Genomic DNA, 24,676 nt, shown 5'->3' with positions numbered 1-24,676 from the left:
AAAATGGATTTAAAGCAAATTAGTGTGATAATGATTGTTAAAAATGCTCAAAAAACTTTAAAAGCTTGCTTGGAATCTTTGCAAGAATTTGGCGAGATAGTTTTAATAGAAAATGATAGCAATGATGATACTTTGAAAATCGCTTATGAATTTAGTAAAAACTATAAAAATATCAAGATTTATCAGCATAAATTTATAGGTTTTGGACCTTTGAAAAATTTAGCCATAAGTTATGCTAGTAATGATTGGATTTTTAATATTGACGCAGATGAGCTTGCTAAGAAAGAATTTTTACAAGAGTTAGGGCAAATTGAGCCTAATAAAGAAGATATCATAGCTTTGCCAAGAGAAAATTTATACAATGGAGAGTGGATTAAAGCTTGTGGGTGGTGGCCTGATCATGTAATGCGAGTGTTTAATAAAACCCATACTAGTTTTAATGAAAATTTGGTACATGAGAGTTTGATTTTACATGAAGATAGCAAAAAGATTAAGTTGCAAAATGGTTTGAGGCATTTTGCTTTTGAAGATATCGATAGTTTGTTAGATAAACTTCAAAAATACTCCAAGCTTTGGGCTTTGCAAAATTTACATAAAGAAAGTAGTGTTTGCAAAGCATTATTAAGAGGAATTTGGACTTTTTTTAGAAATTATGTTTTAAAAAAAGGGATTTTTTATGGTTATAAAGGCTTTATCATAAGTACTTGTAATGGACTTGGAGCTTTTTTTAAATATATGAAATTGTATGAGTTAAAAAAACAAAAGCCAAAAACTTGTGCTTTGATTATCACTACTTATAATCAAAAAGAAAGACTTGCTTTAGTGCTTGATAGTGTTAAAAACTTAGAGCCTTTACCAGATGAGGTTTTAATAGCTGATGATGGAAGCAGGGAAGATACAGCTAAGCTTATACAAGCTTATCAAAAGGATTTTCCATGTAAGTTAGAGCATATTTGGCAAGAAGATGAGGGATTTCGTGCTGCGGCAAGTCGCAATAAGGCAATTAATGCTTCTAATAGTGAATATATTGTTTTAATCGATGGGGATATGATTTTAGAAAAAAACTTCATTAATGATCATTTAAAATTTGCTAGTTTCAAGACTATTTTGCAAGGCTCAAGAACTATTTTAAATGAAAATGAAAGCAAAGAACTTTTAAGAAAAAATGATTTTAGTTTAGCATTTGATAAAAAAGGTTTTAAAAATCAAAGAAATATTTTTTTAGCTAAATGTGTATATAAATTTTCAAAATTAACTAAGAAATTTTTTAAAAAATCACAACTTGTCAAAGGTAGTAAAACTTGCAATATGAGTTTTTATAAAAGTGATTTTGAAGCCATTGAGGGATTTAATGAAAAATTTATAGGTTGGGGCAGGGAAGATAGCGAGTTTGTAGCTAGATTTTTATTTAATAATGGAGTGTTTAAAAGACTTAAATTTAATGCTCTAGCTTATCATATTTACCATGAAGAAAATAGCAAAAATATGCTTGAAATTAATCATCAAATTTATCTTGAAACTATAAAAAATGAAAAAGTGACTTGGAAATGAAAATTTTATTACTTATTGGGGATATTACTATAGGAGGTGGTGCTGAAAGGGTTGTCGTAAATTTAGCAAATGCGCTTTTTGAGCTTGGATATGATGTAAAAATTTTTAGTTTTTATAAACAAGGAGTTGATGTAGCTTATGAATTAAATGACAATATTAAAATAGATTACTTGCATAGCAAATCAAGAGCTGATGTAAAAAAAGAAAGATTATTTTATAAGTTATATTACAAGCATTATGAGAGTTTTTTGCTAAAACAAAGATATAAAGATGTTGATGTGATGATTTTTAATAATTGTCCTCATTTTCCTTTCTTTAAAAATAAGAATACAAAATATATTAATTTTATTCATAATCATTTTAAAAAATATCGATTTAAAAATAATTATTTTGATACTTTAGTGGTATTATCAGTCAAGCAAATTAATCAGTGGAGAAAATATCATAAGAATGTTTGGGTTATACCAAATTTTCTACCTTGTTTATCCAATATAAATTCTATTTTAACTCAAAAAAATATTTTAAGCATAGGCCGTATGACAGCAAATGATGAAAAAGGGTTTTTAAGACTTATTGAAATTTGGAAGCTTGTGCAAAAAAATGTAAAATACAAAGAATGGACTTTAACTATAGTTGGAGAAGGTGAGTTAAAGAATACTATAGAAGATAAAATAAAAAAATATAAACTTGAAAACTCAGTTATATTGAAGCCCTTTACAAAAGATATAAAAAAAGAATATTTGCAATCTAGTGTTTATGTAATGTGTAGTTATTGGGAAGGTTTTGGTATGGTTTTGGTTGAGAGCGCAAATTATACTATTCCAAGTATCGCCTTTAATGTTGATACAGGTCCAAGTGATATTATAGAAAATGGTAGAAATGGATATTTAATCGAGGATGGTAATTTGCAAGAATTCGCAAATAAGCTTTGTTTGCTTATGGATGATGAAAATTTAAGAAAACAAATGGGGCAAAGTGCAAAAGAAAATATTTCTCATAACTTCTCTAAAGAAAAAGTTATACAAAAATGGCAAGAGTTATTAAACTCTTGATTTGTTTGCGTATTTTTTAAAATTTTTGAGCATTTTGATAGCTTTTAAAAAAACACTGAAGGTATTTTTTTGATTTTTTCTTGCATATAAAATACTTTCTCCAAGCATGCAACAAAGTCCAAAAATATCATCATTAATCTTTTGTGGTTTTTTTAAAATATACTCATCTTTTTTAGTATTATGAATCAAAGATGAAATTTTCATAAAATTAAAACTTTTTATAGCTTTTAAAAGCTCAAACCCTAAAGCACTATAAAGCAAATGATCTTTAATGTTTGTTTTTTGTTCAAGCAATTCTTCATTAAAAATAGGTGTTTTTTCTGCTATTTGCCACCAATAATCATTTATATTTTTACCTTGCAAATCTGTGTATGATTTTAAAAATTTCCAAGGTTTTTCTCCATAATGTAAAATTTTAGGTGTTCTTGCGCTTTTGGTAAATTCATCTCTTGTGTAATTAAGTCTATTTGCTTGTTCATCTTTGCATATAGCATAAAAAAGAGTAATGATGTTGAAATTATATGAAAAATCAAGTTTTAGTTGATATTGTGGTTTTATGGTGGCGTTAAGTAAATCTTGATCTGCGGCTTTTATGTAGTAGCATTTACAAGCTAAATCCTCACATTTTTGTTCTATATTATGTTTTTTCCATTCTTTTAGATTGATAAGTAAAAAACCTGAATTAAAATAATTTTCATCAAAATGCAAAGTGCATTTTTGGCTATTTTCTTTAAATTTTATTTTTACACGTTTAGAACCAGGATCGCCTATAACACCGGCTATTTTTCCTTCTAAATTAATAGTAAAAATTTCTCTTATATCACATAAACATAGCATATCAGAATCTAAATATAAACAAGTATTTATTTCATCATCTAATATAGAATTTAATTTTAATCTATAATAAGGAAGTTTTAAGCTATGAGCAGCTCCGCTGATGGGATAATGTTTAAAATCTTCATCATTTTGAATATGAATTTGTATTTTGCATGGGAAAGTTAAATTAAGCTCTTGTTCTAATTTTTGAAGTTTATTTTTAGTATAATTGCTAATAGAATTACTTAAAATATGAAAATAATATATTTCATTTTCTTGATAAAATTTATTTTTATCTGTATTTTTAATAATACTTGTAATCAAAACAGCTGTATATTTAATATAATTTTCATCTGCACTAAAAACAATGTGATACATTTGCTTCCTTCAGGATATTTTTAGCATTTTTTATTTGGATATTTTTTTTAATTTTAATTTTTTTTCTTTGTATTTTAAGGAAAATTTTTTCAAAAAAATTTTTATTTGTGTATTTATATGTTAAATCTATTTTATGGATGTTTAGATCGTATATGGCGATTTTAAAAATCAGTGAATGAAGTTTATTTGTTTGATTTTGAGTAAGATTTGAAATTTTTTCTGAAACAAAAGATAAGTCATGAATATAGGATTTAATTTTATTAAGATCTTTTTTTTCCCTAGTTGATGAATTCTCATTTGAAATATTATAATTATATAAATATTGTTTTGTGATACCAATTGCATTTATAAATTTTAAGCTATGTAAAACCAATAAAAAATCTTCAGCCATAGTATTTTTTTCATTTGGTTGAAGACTAATTGTATTAAAAGCTTTAAGATATAATTCTTTTTTCAATATTTTATTGAAAATATTCCAACTAAATTTAGGATACCTTGAAAATAAAAAATAGCAAAAATTTTCATTATTATAAAATGCACTTTCAAAAAAATTCCATTCTTTTTTATAATCATCGCATTCATAATAATTAAAACATATCAAATCAACTTTTTGTTTATCTAAAATTTTAACACATTCTTCACAAGTATTAAGCTCTAAATAATCATCAGGATCTAAAAACATAATATAAGGTGAAGCTGCTACTTTAACACCTTCATATCTTGCTCTTAAAAGTTTCAAATTTTCTTCATTATGTATGATTTTTATTCTATTATCTTTGCTAGCATATTCTTTAGCTATATCTATACTTTTATCATTACCACAATCATCTACTACAATGATTTCTATATCTTTAAAAGTTTGGTTTATACAACTTTCTAATGCTCTAGCTATATATTTTTCTACATTATAAGTTGGTAGTATGATGGAAATTTGACTCATGTTCTATCCTGAAAAATTTTTTTAGGATGACGAATAATCATTTTGAATTTCAGGTATTTTTTATAAATTTCAATATTTTTTTTAAAAAAAATAATTTCTTTTTTGATTTTTAGAGGATCTTTAGCTATTTGCATATTAAAATAATACATACAATAATCTTTGATGCCTTTTTTAAAAAAATCATTTTTAATATCAATATTAAAAATATATAATTGTTTCGCTATTTTAACAAGGCAATAAATTCTAAAATATTCTCTAAGCTCTTTATAATCGCTAAAATGCTCTTTTAGCGGCTCTAGATATTTAGGTAATTTTTGCGGTATTAAAGTATTTTGGATATTTGTTATGGAGCCTTTTCTAATTCTATATATCATTAAGGTTGTATTGATATAAAAAACTTTTTTCGCCAAGCAAAACAATATAGTTCCAAAATCATGATCTTCATGATAAATTCCATGTGTGAAACGAAGATTATATTGATTTAAAATTTTAGCTTTAAAAGTTCCTTGCCAAGCAAAATAAAACTGAAAAAAGTTATTTTCTTGCAATAGTTCTATGCCGGTATTAAAAAATATTTTTTTACTTTTTTGCATTAGGTCTGTTGGTGGTTTTTTTAAAAAATAAGAATTTTCTTCATGATATTCTTCAAACCCATGTGTGCAAATATCCAAATTTTTTTCAATCATTTCTTTCACGCAAAGTTCTATACAATCGTTTAAAAAATAATCATCAGAATCTAAAAAGTGAATTATAGAATTTGGTAGCTCTTGCACTAATAAATCATTTATATTTTCTATATTTGTTTTTATGTATCTTTTTTGAATTTGCATAAAATTTGATTTTACAGTTTCTTTGTTAATTATTTTTGTATTTTTGTCAAAGGTATGAGTTGAAGTAAAAGAAATTATATCTTGTTCTTTATTATCTTCAAAAAAGCTTCTAAGTTTAGTTCCTTTTATAAATTCTAATCCCATATTTCTTGCCGAACTCAATCCTCCATTTTCCTTAGAGATTAAAAATATTCTTTCATCTTTATTGAGATATTCTAAAGCTATATCTAAGCTTCCATCATCTACTAAAACAATATCTAAATGTTTATAGCTTTGATTGATAACGCTATCTAGACATTCTTTTAGGTATGGTGCTACATTGTATATTGGTATGATAATGGAAAGTGTTGTTTTCATTGATAAAACTTTTTATTAAAGATAAATTTTAGATATTTTTTTAAAAGTATGATTCTTTTTCTATTTATTTTTAGTGGTAATTTAAAATATGCTAGATAAGTTAGATAATTTTTTTTATATAGCTGTATTTTTCTTTCGTTTTGTCCAAATTTGATATTCTGCATTAGAATAGCAAGGAAAATAAATAAAAGAGTGTCGAGTTTATTGTTTTTTAGATAATTGTTCATTATTTTTATGATTTGTGTTTCTTGTTTTATGTAGTTTTCAATTCTTTTTTTGTTATTTGTTAACATAGAGCTTGTGCTGTTTTGATAATAGTGATATATATTAAGAGAGCTTGTTTGGATGTTTTTACAATGTTGTATGATAAAAAAATACATTAAAGCATCTTCTGCCATGGTTAGTTTTGTGTTGATATAAGCTAGAGAGGTTAGTGCTTTTGCGTAAATTTCTTTTTTTATTATTTTTGAGCAAAGAGTCCAGTAGCATAAACCATCGTGTGATATTACATATTGACAGTATTCATTAATAGAAAAAATATTATCTTGTAAGATTTTATTTTTTATTATCGTGTTATTGGAATGATATAAGAAATCAAACCATATTAAATCTATTTTATCATTTTTGTTTAAAATTTTAATACATTTTTCACAAGCATTAAGTTCTAAATAATCATCAGGATCTAAAAACATTATATAAGGTGAGCTTGAATTTAATACACCTATATTTCTACTAGCAAAGGTTCCCAAATTTTCTTCATTATGTATGATTTTTATTCTATTATCTTTGCTAGCATATTCTTTAGCTATATCTATACTTTTATCATTGCCAAGGTCATCTACTACAATGATTTCTATATCTTTAAAAGTTTGATTTATACAACTTTCTAATGCTCTAGCTATATATTTTTCTACATTATAAGTTGGTAGTATGATGGAAATTTGACTCATGGTTTATCCTGGAAAATTTTTTAGGATGAAGTAGATAAAATTTTGAATTATGATATATTTTTTTTAGAAATAATTGAACTTTAAAGAAAAAATAAAAATCTTTTTTTATTTTTTCTTCTTCAGAGTCATAGTTAAATAATTTATAATCATATTGATAAAGCTTGTAGATAATTTTATAAGTTGTCTTGTTGTAATATGATAAATAATGTCGATGGCTACTAGGATTGGATGTTGTTAATGTTCTTTTTATATTTAATTTTGATAAAACAAATTGAAAATCATTGTGAATATTTTCTACTTTTCCTATGAAATTGACCAGTATATTTTTTTGTTCATCACAAAGAAAGCAATATTGAGGGATAAAATGAATCCAATTAAAAATTTTATTTCTAATTTTTATATTTTCTAGATCTAAAACAAATTGCTCAAATGAATTGTATTTTTGTATATGTTCTTGTGACCATTGCAAATCTTCTATATTGCCACCTCCTTTTTTAAGATAGAAAAAAGCAGAAACAAGTCTATCATGAGGATTTCTTACAAATCCAAATGAAAAAAGATTTTCAAATTCTTTGGGATTACTTTGTATGTAATCTTGAGCTTTAATATGCCCACTAAGCCATTTATCTGTTTGAAAAATAGCTTTTTCTATACTTGTTCCTGCTGCTTTTGGTATATGTATAAAAATACATTTTTGCTTTCTTTGAAAGTCTTTTATTAGATTATTATCCAAAAATCTCCTTTTATTTTTTAAAGATTTTTTATATTAACTTAAAAACAAATAAAATTTATTTATGTATTTTATTAATTATGTTTGTAATTTTGCCATAAAATTTCTTTATTTTTGTTTTCATAGTTAATATTTTTAATTTTCTCAAACCTAAGTTCGTATGTATTAAGCATTAAATAATCACAGAATCTAAAAAAAATGAATAATATCATCAGGTAAATCTTGAATGATAAAATCATTAATGTTTTTTTTAACTTTGTTTGGACTATATTTTTACTAAGTTTTGTAAAGTTTTTATTTATTCTTTTGCAAGTTCTTTTATACTATTTTAAAATTATTTGATTTTTCATAACTGATAATATTTTCTTTGTTTTCAAAAAAATCTCTTAATTTAGTTCCTTTTATAAATTCTAATCCTATATTTCTTGCAGAACTTAATCCCCCCCCCCAATTTTCTTTGGAGATTAAAAATATTCTTTCATCTTTGTTTAAATATTCCAAAGCCGCATCCAAGCTTCCATCGTCTACTAAAATAATATCTAGATCTTTATAAGTTTGATTTATTACGTTAAGGTACTACATTACATATTGGGATGATAATTGTAATTAAAGGATTATTCATATATACTTTCTTTGTATTTTATTGTACATAAGGAAACATTAAAAAATATGAAAGTTAGAAAAATATTTATAAATTTATTACTTATATTTATACCAATAAAATCTGTAAGAAAAAAGATAAGATATAATTTAAACAATAAAATCATATCTTTACAAAAAACCGATTCTAAGTTACCTAAAAATATTTTAAACAAAATAAAAACATACAATAATAAGTATTTTTATAAAATTAATAAAACCATTAATGGGGGGGGGGAGGCATAATGGCTATTTTGACTTTGATCCAAAATCAAAAGATCCAAAATCTTCTTTAAATCCTTGGGCTTATATAAGAGTCAAAAATGAAGCTATTACTTTAAGAGCTTCATTAGAAAGTATATTGCCTGCAATACAAAGAGGTGTTATAGGATATAATGATTGTACTGATGGAAGTGAAGAAATTATTTTAGAATTTTGTAAACAATACCCTTCTTTTATACCAGTAAAATATCCTTATGAAGTGCAAATTAAAAATCCACAATCTGAAAAGAATAAGCTGTATAATTATTATAATTATATTGCTAGCTTTATACCGAAAAATGAATGGCTTATAAAAATAGATGTAGATCATATTTATGATGCTAAAAAATTATATAAAAGTTTTTATATACCACAAAAGGATAACGATATAGTTAGTATAGCTAGATTAAATATTGCTGTCGAAAATAATAAAGTATATATTGTCCCTCATTATTTTGTTGATGTTGCTGATCACTGGCTTATAAAAAATAATCAATTAAAATGGGAAGAAGTTTTGATTGTAGAAGATGGATTTGATTGGATAGAAATTTCTAAAGATAATTTATATCAATATGATAATTTTTCTTCATATGAAATATTATGTTTAAAAGGAAGAAATATATATCATACAGAATTAACCAATTGGCATTTTCCATTTGTAAAGCAGCATAGGAAATTAAAAATTCGAAATGATTGGATATTGTTAAGTGATTTTAAAGATCAATTTTCTTACCTTATAAATTCAAGGATTGATGAGAAATTGTTAAATGAAGATAGAATTATAAATACATATAATAATTTTGCTTTAGAATGATTGTTTTTATTATTTGGTAGAAATCTAATAATTATCACTTGCAAGTTGCACATTTAAAAGCAAACAATTTTTTATTTATAAATAATTTTTAAAGTTGAAAAATAAAATCTTATAATTTCTCTTATAATTTTAGATGGTATGCTAAGTTTCTTTTTTCTTTGTGTTATGGTAGTTTCTACATGATTTAAGTCAAGCAAAAATGGTTTATATATAATGTTTTGTATTTTATTATAATAATACATATCCATATAATCATCTACAGGCTTAAACCAATATCTCGCTTTTTCAATAAAATTTTTTGCAGCATTTGGGTGTATAAAATATCCTTGCGTGCCACCAGTATTCTCGTAACTTATGTAAAAATTGTTATTTAAATGGTGTATTCTTTTATTAAAAAGATAATAAAATCTTATGTATTCATAGTTGCTATTTAGTAATTTTTCAATGATATTTGAGTTGTTTAAAAGCTCATCGCTAAAAATAACATCATCTTCTAAAATGATGATAGGGTTATTAAGTTCTTGGCATTTTTTCCATAAACTATAATGAGATGCAAAGCATGATTTTTCACTATCGCTAAGTTCGCGTCCAAGTACAAATTGACACCACCATGGGAAGTGGCTTTTAAACTGTAAATGCTCATTTTTAGAACCATCGATAGCTTTAAAAATTTAAATTCTAGTTGATTTTTTAAATTCGGATTATATGTGAAGAGTTTTTGAATCTGTTTTTGCATAAAATTTTTTCTATCTTCTGAGCGTTCTAGATTGATGATAAAAACTTTTACTTTTTTCAAACTCTACCCTCTAACCCTAAAATTTCTTTCTCTAAGATTTCTAATATTTTTTCATTAAAATGTTTATGTGAAAAAATATTAGCTAATTTTTTAATGCGCTTTAAACTTTGTTTTTTATGCTCGTAATTTTGCCATAAAATTTCTTTATTTTTGTTTTCATACCTACCATTTTCATTAAATTCATAGCGGTATATACATTCTTTTGACACTAAAAAACTCTCACTTAGCATAAAATTTATATAGTTAAAAAGCACATCCTCCCCATAGCAAAGCCTTTCTTTAAAATCAATATATTCAAAACTTTTTAAAATCAAATTTTTCCTATATACTTTTGCCCAAACACTCCAGCAAAAATGTTTTTGCTTAAGTAAAAATTCCAAAAAATCATCTTTATTAAAAAACTCATCTTGCTTAAATCTATAAAATTTCTTAAATTTCACTCTATGTACATATGCATCAAACACTACTATATCTATATTTTTGATTTTTTCAAGCCCAAGCTCACAAGCATTAAGCTCTAAATAATCATCAGGATCTAAAAACATTATATAGGGTGAGCTTGAATTTAATACACCTATATTCCTACTAGCAAAAGTTCCTAAATTCTCTTCATTATGTATGATTTTTATTCTATTGTCTTTACTAGCATATTCTTTGGCTATATCTATACTTTTATCGCTTCCACAATCATCTACTACAATGATTTCTATATCTTTAAAAGTTTGATTAATACAACTTTCTAATGCCCTAGCTATATATTTTTCTACATTATAAGTTGGTAGTATGATGGAAATTTGACTCATTTTAACTCTTTATTTTTTGATATAATTATAGCTTTTATTTTAAGGAAAATCATGAATATTTTTATCAACCTTCCTACTTGGCTTGGCGATGCAGTGATGGCTAGTGCGGCTATTTATGCTATAAAAGAAAAATACCCCCAAGCTAAATTTACTTTTTATGGTTCTTTTGTGAGTACAGAGCTTTTTAAACATTTTAAAAATGCTCAAATTTTAGTAGAAAATAAAAAGCAAAGATATAAACAAATTTTACAAGCTAGAAAAAACCTTGGTAAATTTGATCTAGCTTTTTCGTTTCGCTCGGCATTTTCAAGCAAGATTATTTTAAATCTAATCAAAGCAAAAAAAAGATTTTATTTTGATAAAAATATTCTAAAAGAAGAACACCAAGTCTTAAAATACTTAAATTTCATAGAAAAAGCCTTAAATTTTAAAGCCACTTCAAATGTTTTAAAACTCCCTATAAAAGCAAAATTAACTCAAAAAATCTTAGGTATAAACCCGGGTGCGCATTTTGGAAGTGCTAAAAGATGGGAAGCGAGCTATTTTGCAAGGGTGGCAAAAGAATTTAGCCCCACGCATAAAATTTTAATCTTTGGAGTAGAAAGTGAGAGAGAAATTTGTGATGAAATTGAACAATTTCTTCTAAAAGAAGGCATAAGGGCAAAAAATCTTTGTGGTAAAACTAGCATTTATACTTTATGTAAAAATATTTCTATGCTTGATTTACTCATCACAAACGATAGTGGTCCTATGCATATAGGTGCAGCTTATGGGGTAAAAACGGTGGCTGTTTTTGGTTCTACCAAATTCAGTCAAACCTCTCCTTGGCAAGAAAATGCTAAAATAGCACATTTAAATTTAGTTTGTATGCCTTGTATGCAAAAGATATGCCCTTTAAAACACCATAAATGTATGAAAGATTTAAAGCCTGAAGTGGTAATAAATTTAGCAAAAACATTTTTTTAACATATTTTTCTTTGTGATTTGGGTTTAAACCTCTTGCAAAAGCTTGATAAATGTGTTAAACTTAACAATCATTTTTAATCAAGGAGCTTTTTATGACTAAAGCAGATTTTATTTCTCAAGTTGCTCAAACTGCTGGGCTAACTAAAAAAGATGCAACTGCAGCTACTGATGCAGTAATCGCTACTATTACTGATGTATTAGCTAAAGGTGATAGCATTAGCTTTATTGGTTTTGGTACATTTTCTGTAGCTGAAAGAGCTGCTAGAGAAGCTAGAGTGCCAAGCACTGGTGCTACTATCAAAGTACCTGCTACTAAAGTTGCTAAATTTAAAGTAGGTAAAAACCTTAAAGACGCAGTTGCTGCTGCTAAAACTGCTAAAAAAGCTAAAAAATAATTCTTTCGCAAAAGTTTCTAACTTTTGCGTTTTTCTTCATAATTAAGTATTAATTTTCTTTTGATATTGTTTTAAAAAATTAGAAGGAAAACAATGTCAGTTTATAATAATATTTTAGATTGTATAGGTAATACCCCGATTATTTCTTTAAAAGAATTTGCTCCAAATCTTTATGCTAAATGCGAGTATTTTAACCCAAGTCATTCTATAAAAGATAGAGCAGCTGTGGAGATGATAAAACAAGCTTTAAATGAAGGTAAAATCAATCAAGAAACAACCATTATAGAAGCCACAAGTGGAAATACCGGCATAGCTTTAGCAATGATTTGTGCAAGCTTAAAGCTTAAACTTATCATAGCTATGCCTGAGTCTATGAGTATTGAGCGTAGAAAAATGATGAGTTTTTTTGGTGCAAAGCTAGAGCTTACTCAAGCAAGCAAAGGCATGCAAGGAGCACTTGATAGAGCTAATGAGCTTTTGAGTGAAATTCCAAATTCGTTTATGGTAAGTCAATTTGAAAATATCAATAACAAAAACGCACATAGAAAAAATACTGCCTTAGAAATTTTAAAAGCTTTACCTGATCTTGATATTTTTTTAGCAGGTTTTGGTACAGGTGGGACTATTAGTGGGGTAGGAGAAATTTTAAAAGAACACAATCCTAATATTAAAATCATAGCCTTAGAACCCGCAGCTTCGCCGCTTTTGAGCAAAAATACCGCTGCAAGTCATAAAATTCAAGGTATAGGTGCAAATTTTATCCCTAAAATTTTAAATCAAAAAATCATAGATGTGATAGTTTGTGTAAGCAATGAAGATGCTATAAATACAGCTTTAGAGCTTGGTAAAAACGGCATAATGGCAGGAATTTCAAGCGGGGCAAATGTATATATGGCTAGAAAAATTGCTTTAGAAAATCCAAATAAAAAAGTCTTGACTATGTTAAATGATACAGCCGAGCGGTATTTATCAACTGATTTATTTGTAAATTTATAATTAGGAGTGAATATGAGTCAAAATAATGAGCATTTTGATTTAGATCTTGAAAGGGCGATTTTAAGTTCTTGTATATATAGTGAGGATTCTTTTTTTAGTATTTCTTCAGATATTGAGATTAATGATTTTTCGCTCAAAGCTCATCAAGATATTTATAAAGCTATTTTAGCTTGTGTGAATGCAGGCGAGCCTATAAGTGCAAGTTTTATAAGAAAACATAAAAAAATAGATGAGCAAATTTTAGCTGAAGTTTTAGCTACTACTTCCATAGCAGATGTGAGTAAATACGCATATGAATTAAGAGAAAAGTCCATTAGACGCCAACTTTTAAATTTTGCTTATACTATACCTACAAGGGTTAATGAAGATAAAAGCATTTCTCAAATTTCAGATGAAATAGGCAAAGAGATTTTTAATCTTACCAACCGTGTAAATAGTAATAGTATTAAAGATATGACTATGGTTATGTCTGAGCTTATGGATGAGTTTAAAAAGCAAAAAGAAGCTGAAAACAAAGATATTTTAGGACTTGATACAGGTTTTAGTGAGCTTAATAAAATGACAAAAGGCTTTAAACCTGGCGATCTTGTAATCATCGCTGCACGCCCAGGTATGGGAAAAACTACAATTTGTTTAAATTTTATAGAAAAAACACTAAGACAAAATAAAGGCGTTGTGATGTTTTCACTAGAAATGCCTGCTACACAAATCATGCAAAGATTAATCAGTGCAAAAACTTCCATTTCTTTGCAAAAAATTCTAATCGCAGATTTAAACGATGATGAGTGGAGTAGGGTGGGTGATGCTTGTAATGAATATGCACAAAAAAATCTTTATATTTATGATAGTGGTTATGCTAGTATAGCTGATATTCGTTCGATTTTACGCAAAATTAAAGCTCAAGATGAAAGTATTGAGCTTTGCGTGGTAGATTATATCGGTCTTATGATGAGTAACTCAGCTTTTAATGATAGGCATTTGCAAGTGAGTGAAATTTCAAGAGGTTTGAAGCTTTTAGCAAGAGAATTAAATATGCCAGTAGTGGCACTTTCGCAATTAAATCGTTCATTAGAAAGTAGAGCAAATAAACGTCCTATGCTTAGTGATTTAAGAGAAAGTGGTGCTATAGAACAAGATGCAGATACGATTTTATTTGTATATAGAGATGAAGTTTATAGAGAGCAAGAAGAAAAAGAAAGAGAAAATAAAGCCAAAAATGAAGGCAAGACTTATGAGAGAAAATTTATGCCAAATCCTGTACAAGAAAAGGCTGAGCTTATTATAGGTAAAAATAGAAATGGCCCTGTAGGGCATGTGGATTTGCTTTTTTTGAAAGAAAAATCATGCTTTATTGAAGCTCCAAAAGAAGATTTTGTGGTTACAAACTTTGAAGGTTAATTCAAAGGGTAACCATAATTTCTATGCATAAAAAGTTCTAAATCTTTAAAATCGATTTTTCCCATCAGCTCTTTTACAAGCTGTTTGTATACTATTTTTCCATCTTTAATTACAAAAGCTGCTCTTGCTAGCAATCCTGCAAATATACTATCATTTATTAATACCCCATAGTTTATGCCAAAATCTTTAAAGGCAAAATCACTTGCGGTTATAATATTATCAATCCCTTCAGTAGCACAAAAACGATCCATAGCAAAAGGTAAATCCATGCTAACAATAATAACTTCAATATTTTTCATAGAAGCTAGTCTTTTATTGGTTTCTTTGGCTTGTTTTGAGCATACTGGTGTATCTAAGCTGGGTAGAGTTAATAAAATTTGAGTTTTCCCAGGTGGTGCTATTTCTACTGGGGCAAGATTTTTGGTTCTTAGAACTACCCTTGGAGCATTATCTCCAACTTCTAGTTCAATTCCTGCAAGTTCTATAATTTGACCTTTATATGTAATGCTTGACATAATTTCCCTTTTTTATAATAAAATCATTTTTGCTAAAAGTAAGAAGCTAAAAAATCCCAAACCATCAGTAATCGCAGTAATCACTACACTTGATCCTACCGCAGGATCGATTTTAAATTTTTTCAAAGTTAGAGGTACAAAAGAACCTACAAAACCGGCTAAGGCTAGATTAATTAGCATTGATAAGGCTATAACAAGTCCCAAAAGAGCTGTTTTAAACCATATGAAAGCTATAATGCTCATAATACTAGCAAATATAAATCCATTGAGTAAAGAAATTCCACTCTCTCTTAATATAACTTTTTTAGCATCTTTAAATTCTACTTCATTGAGTGAGAGTTTTCTAACTGTTACTGCTAAAGCTTGTGAGCCTGTATTACCTCCCATGGAAGCTACGATAGGCATAAGTACTGCTAGGGCTACAAGTTGTTCTATTTCACCTGAAAAAAGGCTAATGATATTAGCTGAGATTAATGAGGTGGTAAGATTAATCATAAGCCAAAAAGCTCTAGCTTTAGCCGCTTTAAAAGCACTTTCTTCCTCAACATCTGCATCGACTCCGGCTAAGTTATAAATTTGTTCTGTTGCATTTTCTTGGATTAAATCATGGATATCATCATAGGTAATTCTACCTAAAAGCACTCCATCATCATTTACAACCGCTAAAACACTCAAATCATAATCTTCTACTATATCAATAGCCTTTTGTATATCCTCATGATCTTTTATGCTATAGCTTTTATATCTTTCATTATTGTTTTTAATAATATCTGCAAAACTTAGTTTAAAATCCCAAAGCAAAAGATCGCTTAGGTTGATAGCATTGCAAAGCTTTCCTTGATTATCTATGATATAAACTTGAAAAATTTGATCTACTTGTCCTGAATGTTTTAAAATTCTATATCTTTTAATAGCTTTTTCTATACTCTCATCAATAGAAGCTGTGAAAATTTCTGTTTGCATATAAGCACCAGCAGTATTTTCATCATAATTTTTAAGGCGTAAAATTTCTTCTTTATCTTCAGAGCTTAAGCGGTTTAAAATAGCTAAAGTTTTTTGCGGATTTAGCTCTTCAAAACGCTTAATTAAGTCTGTTGCATCATCACTTTCAAGCTCTTCTACTGCTTTTGCAATCTTTATAATGCTTAAGTGTTCTAAAATATCTTCTAAGATATGTTCAGGCGTTATAGTAGCTACATTTGCAAGTGTGTAAGTATCAAAAGATTTAAGAGTTTGCAAATAAAGCTCTTCGTTATATCTTTTGATAGTCTTTAGGGCTTCATTGGTTTCATAGGTGCTTTGATCTTTGGAAATATTTTTTAAAAGTTCTTGTGCTTCTAAAAAATCATTCATCATCTCAAAGCTCCATAGAATTTTCTATATTTTGTTCTTTTGGTGGATTTTTATAGTTTTCATCAATGCTTTGCAAGCGATTTTCATACTCTTTTGCCATTTTTAAAAATTCTTCTTTATTTTTACCGCTTAGGCTTGATTTTGGAATTTTTACTATGGTTTCAGGATTAATTGCTTTGTTATTTAGATAAAGTCCAAAATGCAAATGTGGTCCAGTACTCATACCAGTAGAGCCTACATAAGCAATCACTTGTCCTTGTTTGACTTTTTGACCACGTTTGATTTTTGCAAATCGACTAAGATGAGCATATAAAGTCATATAGCCTGACATGTGTTTTACTTGAACAACTTTACCATAACCACCTTTTGTCCCAACAAAGCTAATCGTTCCATCTCCTGCACTTTTAACTGGAGTACCCGTTGGAGCTGCATAGTCAATACCTAAATGTGCTCTATAGCGTTTTAAGATAGGATGATATCTTGCTCTAGTAAAGCGATCTGAAATTCTTGTGTATTTAACAGGTTTAGTTAAAAAGAAATTTTCAAGCTCTTTTCCTTGAGCATTATAATAAGAATCTTTATATAAAAATACAGAATATTCTTTACCTCTAATGTTAGCTAAAGCTGCTTGGATATTAATATCGCCAAAAAGTCTTCCTAGTCTTCTTTTTTGCTCATAAATTAATACTACACTATCGCCTTTTCTGACATTTTTAAAGTTAACACTATTTTTAAAAGCTCTCACCATGGCTCTTGCTAAGGTTACACTGCCACTTTCATCATAAACATCTTGATAAGCTGAGTTGTTAATAGCTACGCGAATAGTTCTTTTTTCTTTAGTGTAAGAAATAGGAGTAAAACTCAATACGAATTTATTTTCTATATTTTTGTAAATATGAATTTGTAAATCATCGCTAATTGGGATTAAAACTTGCTCAAGTTCACCTTGTTCATCTTTTAGCATTTGGTATTTAACACCACTTGTGATTTCTGCACTTAGTTCTTTATCTTCTCCATCAAGATTATAATATAAATTAAGTGGTATAGAATGATCTTGTAAAAAATCAAGTAAGGTTTTGCCATTTTCCCAAGAAAGTTCTTCAACACTTGAAATAGCAAAAAGTTTTATAGATAAAAGTAAAGATATGAAAATTTTTTTCATGATAATCTAAAACCTTCTAAAATTTAAACATAAATTTGTATTTTACTTAATTTTTCTTACAATTTTGTAAGGAAAAAACAATATAATTTATTTTTTACACTTTTTAAGGAGTATAAATTGTCAAGAATTATCTTAATGCTTTGCTGTTTTTTAGCATTTTTACAAGCTAAAAATTTTGATTTAATACAAACAAAACTTGAAAAAGTAGATGATATTTATGGTTATATAAAAGATGATCCTAGAATTTTATTGCACTCAAGTGGTATAGTTGTGCATGAAATTGATACACAAAAATCAATTATTGCAAGAGCTAGTGTAATAGGGCGTGAAAATGGCTTAGTTAAATTACAATTTAAAGTTTTTGATATGCTAGCTCAAGATGCTATGCCTTTGCCAAATGTATTGCCACAAGTAGGGGATAAAATAGTTTTAAATTATTTATACGATAGAGCTTTGATTATAGCTCCTGATAAAAGTGTGTATGATTTTATAGCTCAAAAATTAAATGGAATTTATTTTTTACACCCTGATTTATTTGGTGCGCATATGATACAAGAATACCGCCAAACTCCAAGAAGATCAGATTTTAGATCTTTTTGTTCAAAAAATGCTGTGGGGCTTTTAGTAGTAGCTTTAGAAAATAAAGCTGAGATAGTTGATTGTCAAGACTTTGGCAAGATTGAAGAATTTGCTATACCTCAAGCTCAAAGTTTGCAAATTCCATTTTATTCAAGAATCACAGGTTATAAAAGTGATATTTTTAGCTTAAATGATGAGGCCATTGGAAATTATTATGTATATTATGAAAAACTAATTAGCTTAACTAGAGAAAAATAATGCAAGAAATCCATCAAAAATTCTTTCAAGATCTTTTAGGGGTTGAAAATGCGCATTTTGATCCTATCCATAAAAGAGCATATAGTTATGATGCTACTAAAAAGCATTATTTGCCTGATGGAGTGCTTTTCCCAAGAGATGAAAATGATATTAGTCAAATTCTAAAATATTGCAATGAAAATAAAATCATCATCATTCCTAGGGGCTCAGGTAGCGGATTTACCGGTGGAAGCTTGGCTGTTAATGGTGGAGTGGTGCTAAGCTTTGAAAAACATATGAATAAAATTTTAGAAATTGATCTTGAAAATTTAGTCGCAGTGGTACAACCTGGTGTGATAAATATGGCTTTACAAGAAAAAGCAAAAGAATATGGCTTATTTTATCCACCTGATCCTGCTAGTATGGAGTATTCTTCTTTAGGAGGAAATGTAAGCGAAAATGCAGGAGGTATGAGGGCTGCTAAGTATGGCATAACTAAAGATTATGTAATGGCTTTAAGAGCAGTTTTACCTAATGGAGAAATCATTAGAGCAGGTAAAAGAACCATAAAAGATGTAGCAGGTTATAATCTAGCTGGAATTTTAATAGCAAGTGAGGGATCTTTGGCTGTGCTTAGTGAGATTACATTAAAACTAGTTGCTTTGCCAAAGTTTAAAAAGACAGCTATGGGGATTTTTAACAGCATTGATGAAGCGATGAATGCAGTTTATAAAACTTTAGCTAAAGGTGTAACTCCTGTATCTATGGAATTTTTAGATCAATTAAGCATACGAGCATTAGAACAAAAATTCCAAAAAGGTTTACCTATGGATGCGGGTGCGATTTTAATTGCTGATGTAGATGGTAATGTAAAAGAAGCTATTGAAGCAGATTTAAAAATCTTGCAAGAGAGTTTTTATGAATCTGGCGTAAGAGAGTTTAAAATAGCAAAAGATGAACAAGAAGCAGCTGATATTTGGTTTGCTAGAAGAAATTGTTCTCAAAGCATAGCGATGTATGGAAATTTAAAGCTCAATGAAGATATTACAGTACCGCGTTCAAAACTACCTGAGCTTTTAAAAGGCATAGCTGAAATTTCTAAAAAATATGGTTTTAAAATCCCTTGTTTTGGTCATACTGGCGATGGGAATGTACATACTAATGTAATGGTAAGCGATAAAAACAATCCTGAATTAGTTAAAAAAGGTTATGAGGCTGTGGAAGAGGTGTTTAAGCTTACGGTCTCTTTAGGTGGGACTTTAAGTGGAGAGCATGGTATAGGCATTTCAAAAGCTCCTTTTATGAAGCTTGCTTTTAGTGAAGCTGAAATGGACTTAATGAGAAATATCAAAAAAGCATTTGATCCAAATAATATACTCAATCCTTTTAAAATGGGACTTTGATGAGTTTTAAAAACTTATTTAAAATTCTTTTAGCTTTAAGAGATAAAGAAATTTTAAATTATGCTGCGGCTTTGAGTTTTTATACTATCTTGTCTTTAATACCACTTTTGTTTTTGTGTTTTTGGGTTTTTACTCAAATTCCAAGTTTTGAAATGTATCAAGAAAGAATTAAAAATTTAATTTTTACTTTTTTAATCCCAACTCAACAAGAATTAATCATACAATATATCAATACCTTTTTAAAAAACAGCGTAAATTTAGGTCTTATAGGGCTTTTGGCTATGGCTTTGACTTCTTTGGCTTTTTTTTCAGGTTATGATTATGTGATTAATAAGCTTTTAGAGGAAGATTCTAAAAGTCTTTGGCACAGTATAAGTTCTTATTGGACTTTAGCAACATTAACTCCACTTGGACTTGGGGTGAGTTTTTATATTTCAGGTTTTATACAAAAAACCTTAGATGATTTTAATATTGCTTTAAATTTTTTTGAGATTTTACCTTATGTGATTATATGGGCTTTATTTTTTGTCTCTTATTCAAGTTCAGTAAGCAAAAAAGGCGATTTAAAAACTTTACTTATTAGTTCTTTTGGTGCTTCTGTAATTTGGTATATTTCTAAGATGATTTTTGTGTATTATGCTGTATATAATAAAACTTATTTAAATGTATATGGTTCTTTTTCTGTAATATTATTTTTCTTTTTGTGGATTTACATTTCTTGGATTATTTATCTTTTGGGATTAAAGGCTTATTTGCTTTTAAATCAAGAAAATAAAGGGAATAAACCCAAGAGAAATTACAAAAAGAGCTAAGTATTTATTAAATATAGCGATTAAAGATAAAATTAAATAAATACAATAAAACACAAAAGGTATTGATAGATTAATCGCATACATTTTAAACTCAAAAAAATGCATTAAATATAAATCTAATAAATTTCCATAAGAAAAAATATGCAAGATTAAAACCAAAGGATAAAATATTATAAAGGCTAAACTTAAAGGTATGGCTAAAAATTGCTGAAAACTAAGTAGAGGAAAAAAGTATAATACAGGGATAATCATTGCTAAAAAAGTCCAGATATTTAGCAAAAAAACATGAGTAAAATTTGAAAATTGATCTTTAAAATGATGAAGATATAAATAAATATAAAAAACTCCTAAAATAGAAAATAAAAACCCAACACTAAAAAGAAGTTTTGGAAAAATGCTAATGCAAAAGACTATACTTAAAAATAAAAATTTAAAACTGAGTATTTTAATATTTTTACTAAATAAATAAAAAGCAAAAAGACTCATCAGTAAAGCTCTTGTATAAGAAGGGCTAAAATCTATTAAAAATATATAAAAAATTAAAAGCAAGAAAGCAAAAATACTAATATCAAGCTTTAAACTTCTATAAGGAAAATATCGTTTATGAAAAAAAGCGTATAAAGGAGCAAAAATCAAAAAGCAAAAGCTAAATAACAAGCCCAAATGATATCCACTAATGGCAATTAAATGTGCGATATTGTAAAAATTTACATCATTTCTAAGCTCACTTGATACATTTTTGGCAAAAAATAAAACCCCATAAAATTCTTTGACTTTTTCATTATGATGTTGATTTAAAAAATATCTTATTAGTGTATTTTCTTTTTGTGTTTTAGTTTTGTTAAAATCATAACTTGGTGCATAAAAACTTTTACTAAGATAATCTTTGAAGTTAATATTTTTAGTGATAATTCTAAGATTTATCACATCATTTTTACTTAAATTTAGATCTTTAAAGCTAGTGGTGTAAAAAATAAAATCAGAATTTTTGAGTTTTAAAACTTGATATTTTTTACCTTTTTTATTAGTTTTTTCATAAGAAGACAAAACAATGTTATCTTTAAGTAATAAATGCTTAGTAAGTTTAAAATTTTGATATTTTTTATACTCATAGATGAGATTTAAACTAAAAATTGCTAAAAAACACAATAATAAAATAAAAAATTCTCTATAAGTTTCTTTTATAGAGAATTTTAAACTCATTTTTTCTTAGAAAAGCGTGATAAATATAACCATATAATAAAAATTAAAGTGATTATAAAAACAGGAGCTATGTAAGGATAGTTGGCAAATGCTTCAAAAGCTTCTTTTAGGGTATTTCCAAAAATAAAACCAGCATAACCTAAAATAACAGCCCAAATTAAACTAGCTAAGGTATTGATGATAAAAAATCTTACAAAGCTAAATTTACAAAGACCTGCTGCTATAGGAATGATAGTTTTTACTCCATAGATAAATTTTTGCACTACTAAAAGCAAGTCGCCGTATTTTTTGATTTTCATCATAGCAAGAGCGATTTTTCTTCTATGATTTTTAAAATAAGGCATTATGTCTTTTTTGTAGTATTTTCCCAAGATAAACAACAAGGTTGAGCCTATGGTGTTAGCTAAAAAGGCTAAAAATATACATAAATGCAAATCAAGTTTAGTGGAACTTGCACAAAGCACTCCTGCAGCAAGTATAGCAACCATACCTCCACCAAAAGAATAAAAAAATAAAATTAAATAGCCATAAGTACTTAGATTATCTATCATTTCTTGCATGAAAAACCTTATCTTGCAAAATCAATCGCTCTAAGCTCTCTGATAACATTAACTTTTATTTCGCCAGGGTATTGAACTTTTTCTTGAATCTCTTCAGCTATTTCTTTAGCTAAAAGCACAGATTCATCATCATTGACTAATTTTGCATTAACAATAACTCTAATTTCCCTACCAGCATTAATAGCATAAGCTTTTTTAACCCCTTCTTTGCTCTTTGCTATATCTTCAAGCTCACTCACTCTTTTTAAGAAGGCTTCTAAAACCTCACGTCTTGCGCCAGGACGCGCAGCGCTTAGTGTATCTGCTGTACAAACTGCAGCTGATTCTATACTTATAGCTTCTTCATGCCCATGATGAGCATAAATTGCATTAATTACAACAGGATGTTCTTTGTATCTTTTACAAAGCTCAGCTCCTAAATCCACATGAGAACCTTCAAATTCATGTGTTAAAGCCTTGCCTATATCGTGTAAAATTCCAGCTCTTCTTGCTAATTTTTCATCTCCACCACACTCAGCTGCTATGATTCCAGCTAAATGTGCTACTTCTAAAGAATGCGCTAGAGCATTTTGGCCATAACTTGCTCTATATCTTAATTTTCCTATTAATTTAACAATTTCAGGATGTATATTATTAAGTCCTAAATCCATTACTATAGTTTGACCTTCTTCTAAGATATTATCTTCAAATTCTTTGCAAACTTTTTCATGAATTTCTTCTATTTTTGCAGGTTGTATTCTGCCATCTTCAACTAAAAGTTCAATCACTTTTGTAGCAATGGCGCGTCTATAAAGATTAAAACAACTTACTATAATTGCTCCAGGTGTATCATCGATGATAATATCAACGCCCAAAACCATTTCTAAGGTTTTAACATTTCTTCCTTCTTTACCTATAATACGACCTTTTAGCTCATCATTTTTTATATTTACTACATTGATTAATCTTTCAGCGGCAAATTCTCCTGCAAATCTTGAAGTAGCTTGCGCTAAGATAAAATTAGCTTTTCTTTTGGCTTCATTTCTAGCTTCTTCTTCGTATTTTCTAACAATATGAGCAATCTCAGCTCTTGAGTTTTCTTCTACTTTTTGTAAAACTATATTTTTTGCTTCTTCTTGTGTAAGACCAGCTGAATGCTCAAGAATTTTTAATACTTCACTAAGCTTTGTTTCATAATTTTGTTTTAAATTTTCATTTTCCTCATGTAAAGCTTTTATAGCTTGCTGTTCTTTTGCCAGTTTGTTTTTGTTTTCCTCATGAAGTTTTTCTTGATAATGAAGATTTTGTTCTTTTTTATTAAGCTCTTCTAGCTTAATAGAATGTTCTTTTTGAAGTTTTTGAATTTTTTCATCAAATTTTTTCTTTGCCGCAAATTCAGCTTCAGCAACTGAATTTTTAGCATCTTTAAGTGTTAGTTCAGCTTCATATTCAATGGCTTTTGCTTTTGCTTTTGCTTGCTCTAAAAAGATATTGAAATTTGCATCATTAATCTTTTTGGCGACTATATACCCAATCCCTCCGCCTATAAAAACGGCTATTAATGCGACTAATATTTCTATCATTGTTTTTAACTTTCCTAAAATATTTTTTATAAGGGTTTATATAAAAATTTCCTTTTATATCATGATCTTGGCTAAAAAATTGATCAGATTTTGCATCGATCATTTGCGTAAAAATAACCAAAGGTTTTTTATAAGAAATGCTTTCAAAAAACCTATCGTAAAAACCTTGACCATGACCGATTCTTCCTAACTTTGCATCTACGCCTATTACAGGGATAATCGCAATATCAATGCGAGTTTGCAAAAAAGAATCTTTTGGCTCATACACCCCAAAGCTCTTTTTTTCAAGAGCTAATCTTAATTTTACTACCTTTAAACTTTTATCTTGCATAAATGGGACGAAAATTTGATATTTTTTTGTTAGAAAATGCCTGAATTTATAAAGATTAATTTCATATTTTAAAGGGATATATATAAGGATATTTCTACAATTTTTGCATAAATTTAGAATTTTCTTTATTTCTTGAAAAACCAAAAAATCCCTTTTGTATTGATACTTTAATTTTAAATGCATTTTGGATTTTTGTTTTATTCTAAAATTGTTTTTTATCAAGGCTTTCCTTAAAGTTTTTAACTTTTTATGTTATACTTTTAAGCTTAAAAAATCATAAGGATAAG

23 protein-coding genes and 2 pseudogenes are annotated in these 24,676 nt (G+C 27.6%); 10 read left to right on the top strand and 15 right to left on the bottom strand.

Going from position 1 to position 24,676, the window contains the following annotated elements:
- Nucleotides 1–3 precede the first annotated feature (3 nt).
- Nucleotides 4–1,551 carry a glycosyltransferase family 2 protein gene (locus tag L8U00_RS03645; protein WP_263708536.1) on the top strand — a complete coding sequence of 516 codons (1,548 nt, stop codon included), beginning with the start codon at nucleotides 4–6 and terminating at the stop codon, nucleotides 1,549–1,551.
- Nucleotides 1,548–2,603 (top strand): glycosyltransferase family 4 protein, encoded by a 1,056-nt coding sequence (locus L8U00_RS03640; RefSeq protein ID WP_263708535.1) that lies wholly within the window; start codon nucleotides 1,548–1,550, stop codon nucleotides 2,601–2,603. The genes L8U00_RS03645 and L8U00_RS03640 overlap by 4 nt, the downstream gene beginning before the upstream one ends.
- On the opposite strand, the gene L8U00_RS03635 is transcribed toward L8U00_RS03640, so the two are convergent.
- From L8U00_RS03635 to L8U00_RS03610, 6 genes are all read right to left on the bottom strand, one after another.
- Nucleotides 2,592–3,797 (bottom strand): glycosyltransferase family 8 protein, encoded by a 1,206-nt coding sequence (locus tag L8U00_RS03635; protein WP_263708534.1) that lies wholly within the window; start codon nucleotides 3,795–3,797, stop codon nucleotides 2,592–2,594. The two genes, L8U00_RS03640 and L8U00_RS03635, sit on opposite strands and share 12 nt — an antisense overlap.
- Nucleotides 3,778–4,737, bottom strand: coding sequence for a glycosyltransferase family 2 protein (locus L8U00_RS03630; RefSeq protein WP_263708533.1), 960 nt, complete (start codon nucleotides 4,735–4,737; stop codon nucleotides 3,778–3,780). The genes L8U00_RS03635 and L8U00_RS03630 overlap by 20 nt, the downstream gene beginning before the upstream one ends.
- Nucleotides 4,734–5,924 (bottom strand): glycosyltransferase family 2 protein, encoded by a 1,191-nt coding sequence (locus L8U00_RS03625; RefSeq protein ID WP_263708532.1) that lies wholly within the window; start codon nucleotides 5,922–5,924, stop codon nucleotides 4,734–4,736. The genes L8U00_RS03630 and L8U00_RS03625 overlap by 4 nt, the downstream gene beginning before the upstream one ends.
- Nucleotides 5,921–6,874, bottom strand: a complete 954-nt coding sequence (locus L8U00_RS07810; protein WP_318529515.1) for a glycosyltransferase family 2 protein — start codon at nucleotides 6,872–6,874, stop codon at nucleotides 5,921–5,923. The genes L8U00_RS03625 and L8U00_RS07810 overlap by 4 nt, the downstream gene beginning before the upstream one ends.
- Nucleotides 6,840–7,607 carry a sulfotransferase family protein gene (locus tag L8U00_RS03615; RefSeq protein WP_263708531.1) on the bottom strand — a complete coding sequence of 256 codons (768 nt, stop codon included), beginning with the start codon at nucleotides 7,605–7,607 and terminating at the stop codon, nucleotides 6,840–6,842. The genes L8U00_RS07810 and L8U00_RS03615 overlap by 35 nt, the downstream gene beginning before the upstream one ends.
- A gap of 315 nt (nucleotides 7,608–7,922) precedes the next feature.
- A complete protein-coding gene (locus L8U00_RS03610; protein ID WP_263708568.1) occupies nucleotides 7,923–8,168 on the bottom strand; it encodes a glycosyltransferase family A protein in 246 nt (81 codons plus the stop codon).
- Between the two features lie 105 nt (nucleotides 8,169–8,273).
- Here L8U00_RS03610 and L8U00_RS03600 point away from each other — a divergent pair.
- Nucleotides 8,274–9,318: pseudogene (locus L8U00_RS03600) on the top strand (beta-1,4-N-acetylgalactosaminyltransferase).
- A 71-nt stretch (nucleotides 9,319–9,389) separates the two neighbouring features.
- On the opposite strand, the pseudogene L8U00_RS03595 reads toward L8U00_RS03600, so the two are convergent.
- Both L8U00_RS03595 and L8U00_RS03590 read right to left on the bottom strand, forming a co-directional pair.
- A pseudogene (locus tag L8U00_RS03595) lies at nucleotides 9,390–10,054 on the bottom strand (glycosyltransferase family 25 protein).
- 56 nt (nucleotides 10,055–10,110) lie between these two features.
- Nucleotides 10,111–10,917, bottom strand: coding sequence for a glycosyltransferase family 2 protein (locus tag L8U00_RS03590; protein ID WP_263708528.1), 807 nt, complete (start codon nucleotides 10,915–10,917; stop codon nucleotides 10,111–10,113).
- A 51-nt stretch (nucleotides 10,918–10,968) separates the two neighbouring features.
- Between L8U00_RS03590 and waaF the strand changes: the two genes are divergently transcribed.
- From waaF to L8U00_RS03570, 4 genes are all read left to right on the top strand, one after another.
- Nucleotides 10,969–11,883 carry a lipopolysaccharide heptosyltransferase II gene (gene waaF, locus L8U00_RS03585; RefSeq protein ID WP_263708527.1) on the top strand — a complete coding sequence of 305 codons (915 nt, stop codon included), beginning with the start codon at nucleotides 10,969–10,971 and terminating at the stop codon, nucleotides 11,881–11,883.
- 92 nt (nucleotides 11,884–11,975) lie between these two features.
- Nucleotides 11,976–12,278 (top strand): HU family DNA-binding protein, encoded by a 303-nt coding sequence (locus L8U00_RS03580; protein ID WP_039619003.1) that lies wholly within the window; start codon nucleotides 11,976–11,978, stop codon nucleotides 12,276–12,278.
- Between the two features lie 93 nt (nucleotides 12,279–12,371).
- Nucleotides 12,372–13,274 carry a cysteine synthase A gene (gene cysK, locus L8U00_RS03575; protein ID WP_263708526.1) on the top strand — a complete coding sequence of 301 codons (903 nt, stop codon included), beginning with the start codon at nucleotides 12,372–12,374 and terminating at the stop codon, nucleotides 13,272–13,274.
- Nucleotides 13,275–13,286: 12 nt separating this feature from the next.
- Nucleotides 13,287–14,672 (top strand): replicative DNA helicase, encoded by a 1,386-nt coding sequence (locus L8U00_RS03570; RefSeq protein WP_263708525.1) that lies wholly within the window; start codon nucleotides 13,287–13,289, stop codon nucleotides 14,670–14,672.
- Here the strand turns inward: L8U00_RS03570 and tpx are convergent.
- Genes tpx through L8U00_RS03555 form a run of 3 tightly spaced genes read right to left on the bottom strand, consistent with a single transcriptional unit; the run spans nucleotide 14,669 to nucleotide 17,702 of the window.
- Nucleotides 14,669–15,187 (bottom strand): thiol peroxidase, encoded by a 519-nt coding sequence (tpx, locus tag L8U00_RS03565; protein WP_263663449.1) that lies wholly within the window; start codon nucleotides 15,185–15,187, stop codon nucleotides 14,669–14,671. The two genes, L8U00_RS03570 and tpx, sit on opposite strands and share 4 nt — an antisense overlap.
- A gap of 12 nt (nucleotides 15,188–15,199) precedes the next feature.
- Nucleotides 15,200–16,543 carry a magnesium transporter gene (mgtE, locus tag L8U00_RS03560; protein WP_263663450.1) on the bottom strand — a complete coding sequence of 448 codons (1,344 nt, stop codon included), beginning with the start codon at nucleotides 16,541–16,543 and terminating at the stop codon, nucleotides 15,200–15,202.
- A gap of 1 nt (nucleotide 16,544) precedes the next feature.
- Entirely contained in the window at nucleotides 16,545–17,702 is a 1,158-nt protein-coding gene (locus L8U00_RS03555) for a peptidoglycan DD-metalloendopeptidase family protein (RefSeq protein WP_263708524.1), read from the bottom strand.
- A 126-nt stretch (nucleotides 17,703–17,828) separates the two neighbouring features.
- On the opposite strand from L8U00_RS03555, the gene L8U00_RS03550 reads away from it, so the two are divergent.
- Genes L8U00_RS03550 through L8U00_RS03540 form a run of 3 tightly spaced genes read left to right on the top strand, consistent with a single transcriptional unit; the run spans nucleotide 17,829 to nucleotide 20,733 of the window.
- Nucleotides 17,829–18,539 carry a plasminogen-binding N-terminal domain-containing protein gene (locus tag L8U00_RS03550; RefSeq protein ID WP_412175041.1) on the top strand — a complete coding sequence of 237 codons (711 nt, stop codon included), beginning with the start codon at nucleotides 17,829–17,831 and terminating at the stop codon, nucleotides 18,537–18,539.
- On the top strand, nucleotides 18,539–19,921 hold the full coding sequence (locus tag L8U00_RS03545) for an FAD-linked oxidase C-terminal domain-containing protein (protein WP_263708523.1): 1,383 nt from the start codon (nucleotides 18,539–18,541) through the stop codon (nucleotides 19,919–19,921). The genes L8U00_RS03550 and L8U00_RS03545 overlap by 1 nt, the downstream gene beginning before the upstream one ends.
- Nucleotides 19,921–20,733, top strand: coding sequence for a YihY/virulence factor BrkB family protein (locus L8U00_RS03540; RefSeq protein WP_087685400.1), 813 nt, complete (start codon nucleotides 19,921–19,923; stop codon nucleotides 20,731–20,733). Before L8U00_RS03545 ends, L8U00_RS03540 begins: the two co-directional genes overlap by 1 nt.
- Here L8U00_RS03540 and L8U00_RS03535 read toward each other — a convergent pair.
- From L8U00_RS03535 to L8U00_RS03520, 4 genes are read right to left on the bottom strand one after another with little or no spacing between them, the layout of a single operon-like run.
- Nucleotides 20,680–21,936 (bottom strand): ComEC/Rec2 family competence protein, encoded by a 1,257-nt coding sequence (locus tag L8U00_RS03535; protein WP_263708522.1) that lies wholly within the window; start codon nucleotides 21,934–21,936, stop codon nucleotides 20,680–20,682. The genes L8U00_RS03540 and L8U00_RS03535 overlap by 54 nt on opposite strands.
- Nucleotides 21,933–22,496 carry a DedA family protein gene (locus L8U00_RS03530; protein WP_039668721.1) on the bottom strand — a complete coding sequence of 188 codons (564 nt, stop codon included), beginning with the start codon at nucleotides 22,494–22,496 and terminating at the stop codon, nucleotides 21,933–21,935. The genes L8U00_RS03535 and L8U00_RS03530 overlap by 4 nt, the downstream gene beginning before the upstream one ends.
- A gap of 8 nt (nucleotides 22,497–22,504) precedes the next feature.
- Nucleotides 22,505–24,058 (bottom strand): ribonuclease Y, encoded by a 1,554-nt coding sequence (gene rny / locus L8U00_RS03525; RefSeq protein ID WP_039628788.1) that lies wholly within the window; start codon nucleotides 24,056–24,058, stop codon nucleotides 22,505–22,507.
- Nucleotides 23,982–24,611 (bottom strand): 5-formyltetrahydrofolate cyclo-ligase, encoded by a 630-nt coding sequence (locus L8U00_RS03520; RefSeq protein ID WP_263692177.1) that lies wholly within the window; start codon nucleotides 24,609–24,611, stop codon nucleotides 23,982–23,984. The genes rny and L8U00_RS03520 overlap by 77 nt, the downstream gene beginning before the upstream one ends.
- Between the last annotated feature and the right edge of the window lie 65 nt (nucleotides 24,612–24,676).

Source organism: Campylobacter sp. IFREMER_LSEM_CL2256 (assembly GCF_025771645.1).
Classification (GTDB): Bacteria; Campylobacterota; Campylobacteria; order Campylobacterales; family Campylobacteraceae; genus Campylobacter_D.
Note: the sequence above shows the minus strand (reverse complement) of the source record. Positions and strands in the feature narration are given on the sequence as shown.

Excerpts from the sequence above, each read along its gene's own strand:
- L8U00_RS03645 (WP_263708536.1), top strand. The coding sequence starts at position 4 with ATGGATTTAAAGCAAATTAGTGTGATAATGATTGTTAAAAATGCTCAA.
- L8U00_RS03640 (WP_263708535.1), top strand. The coding sequence starts at position 1,548 with ATGAAAATTTTATTACTTATTGGGGATATTACTATAGGAGGTGGTGCT.
- L8U00_RS03635 (WP_263708534.1), bottom strand. The coding sequence starts at position 3,797 with ATGTATCACATTGTTTTTAGTGCAGATGAAAATTATATTAAATATACA.
- L8U00_RS03630 (WP_263708533.1), bottom strand. The coding sequence starts at position 4,737 with ATGAGTCAAATTTCCATCATACTACCAACTTATAATGTAGAAAAATAT.
- L8U00_RS03625 (WP_263708532.1), bottom strand. The coding sequence starts at position 5,924 with ATGAAAACAACACTTTCCATTATCATACCAATATACAATGTAGCACCA.
- L8U00_RS07810 (WP_318529515.1), bottom strand. The coding sequence starts at position 6,874 with ATGAGTCAAATTTCCATCATACTACCAACTTATAATGTAGAAAAATAT.
- L8U00_RS03590 (WP_263708528.1), bottom strand. The coding sequence starts at position 10,917 with ATGAGTCAAATTTCCATCATACTACCAACTTATAATGTAGAAAAATAT.
- waaF (WP_263708527.1), top strand. The coding sequence starts at position 10,969 with ATGAATATTTTTATCAACCTTCCTACTTGGCTTGGCGATGCAGTGATG.
- L8U00_RS03580 (WP_039619003.1), top strand. The coding sequence starts at position 11,976 with ATGACTAAAGCAGATTTTATTTCTCAAGTTGCTCAAACTGCTGGGCTA.
- cysK (WP_263708526.1), top strand. The coding sequence starts at position 12,372 with ATGTCAGTTTATAATAATATTTTAGATTGTATAGGTAATACCCCGATT.
- L8U00_RS03570 (WP_263708525.1), top strand. The coding sequence starts at position 13,287 with ATGAGTCAAAATAATGAGCATTTTGATTTAGATCTTGAAAGGGCGATT.
- tpx (WP_263663449.1), bottom strand. The coding sequence starts at position 15,187 with ATGTCAAGCATTACATATAAAGGTCAAATTATAGAACTTGCAGGAATT.
- mgtE (WP_263663450.1), bottom strand. The coding sequence starts at position 16,543 with ATGATGAATGATTTTTTAGAAGCACAAGAACTTTTAAAAAATATTTCC.
- L8U00_RS03555 (WP_263708524.1), bottom strand. The coding sequence starts at position 17,702 with ATGAAAAAAATTTTCATATCTTTACTTTTATCTATAAAACTTTTTGCT.
- L8U00_RS03545 (WP_263708523.1), top strand. The coding sequence starts at position 18,539 with ATGCAAGAAATCCATCAAAAATTCTTTCAAGATCTTTTAGGGGTTGAA.
- L8U00_RS03540 (WP_087685400.1), top strand. The coding sequence starts at position 19,921 with ATGAGTTTTAAAAACTTATTTAAAATTCTTTTAGCTTTAAGAGATAAA.
- L8U00_RS03535 (WP_263708522.1), bottom strand. The coding sequence starts at position 21,936 with ATGAGTTTAAAATTCTCTATAAAAGAAACTTATAGAGAATTTTTTATT.
- L8U00_RS03530 (WP_039668721.1), bottom strand. The coding sequence starts at position 22,496 with ATGCAAGAAATGATAGATAATCTAAGTACTTATGGCTATTTAATTTTA.
- rny (WP_039628788.1), bottom strand. The coding sequence starts at position 24,058 with ATGATAGAAATATTAGTCGCATTAATAGCCGTTTTTATAGGCGGAGGG.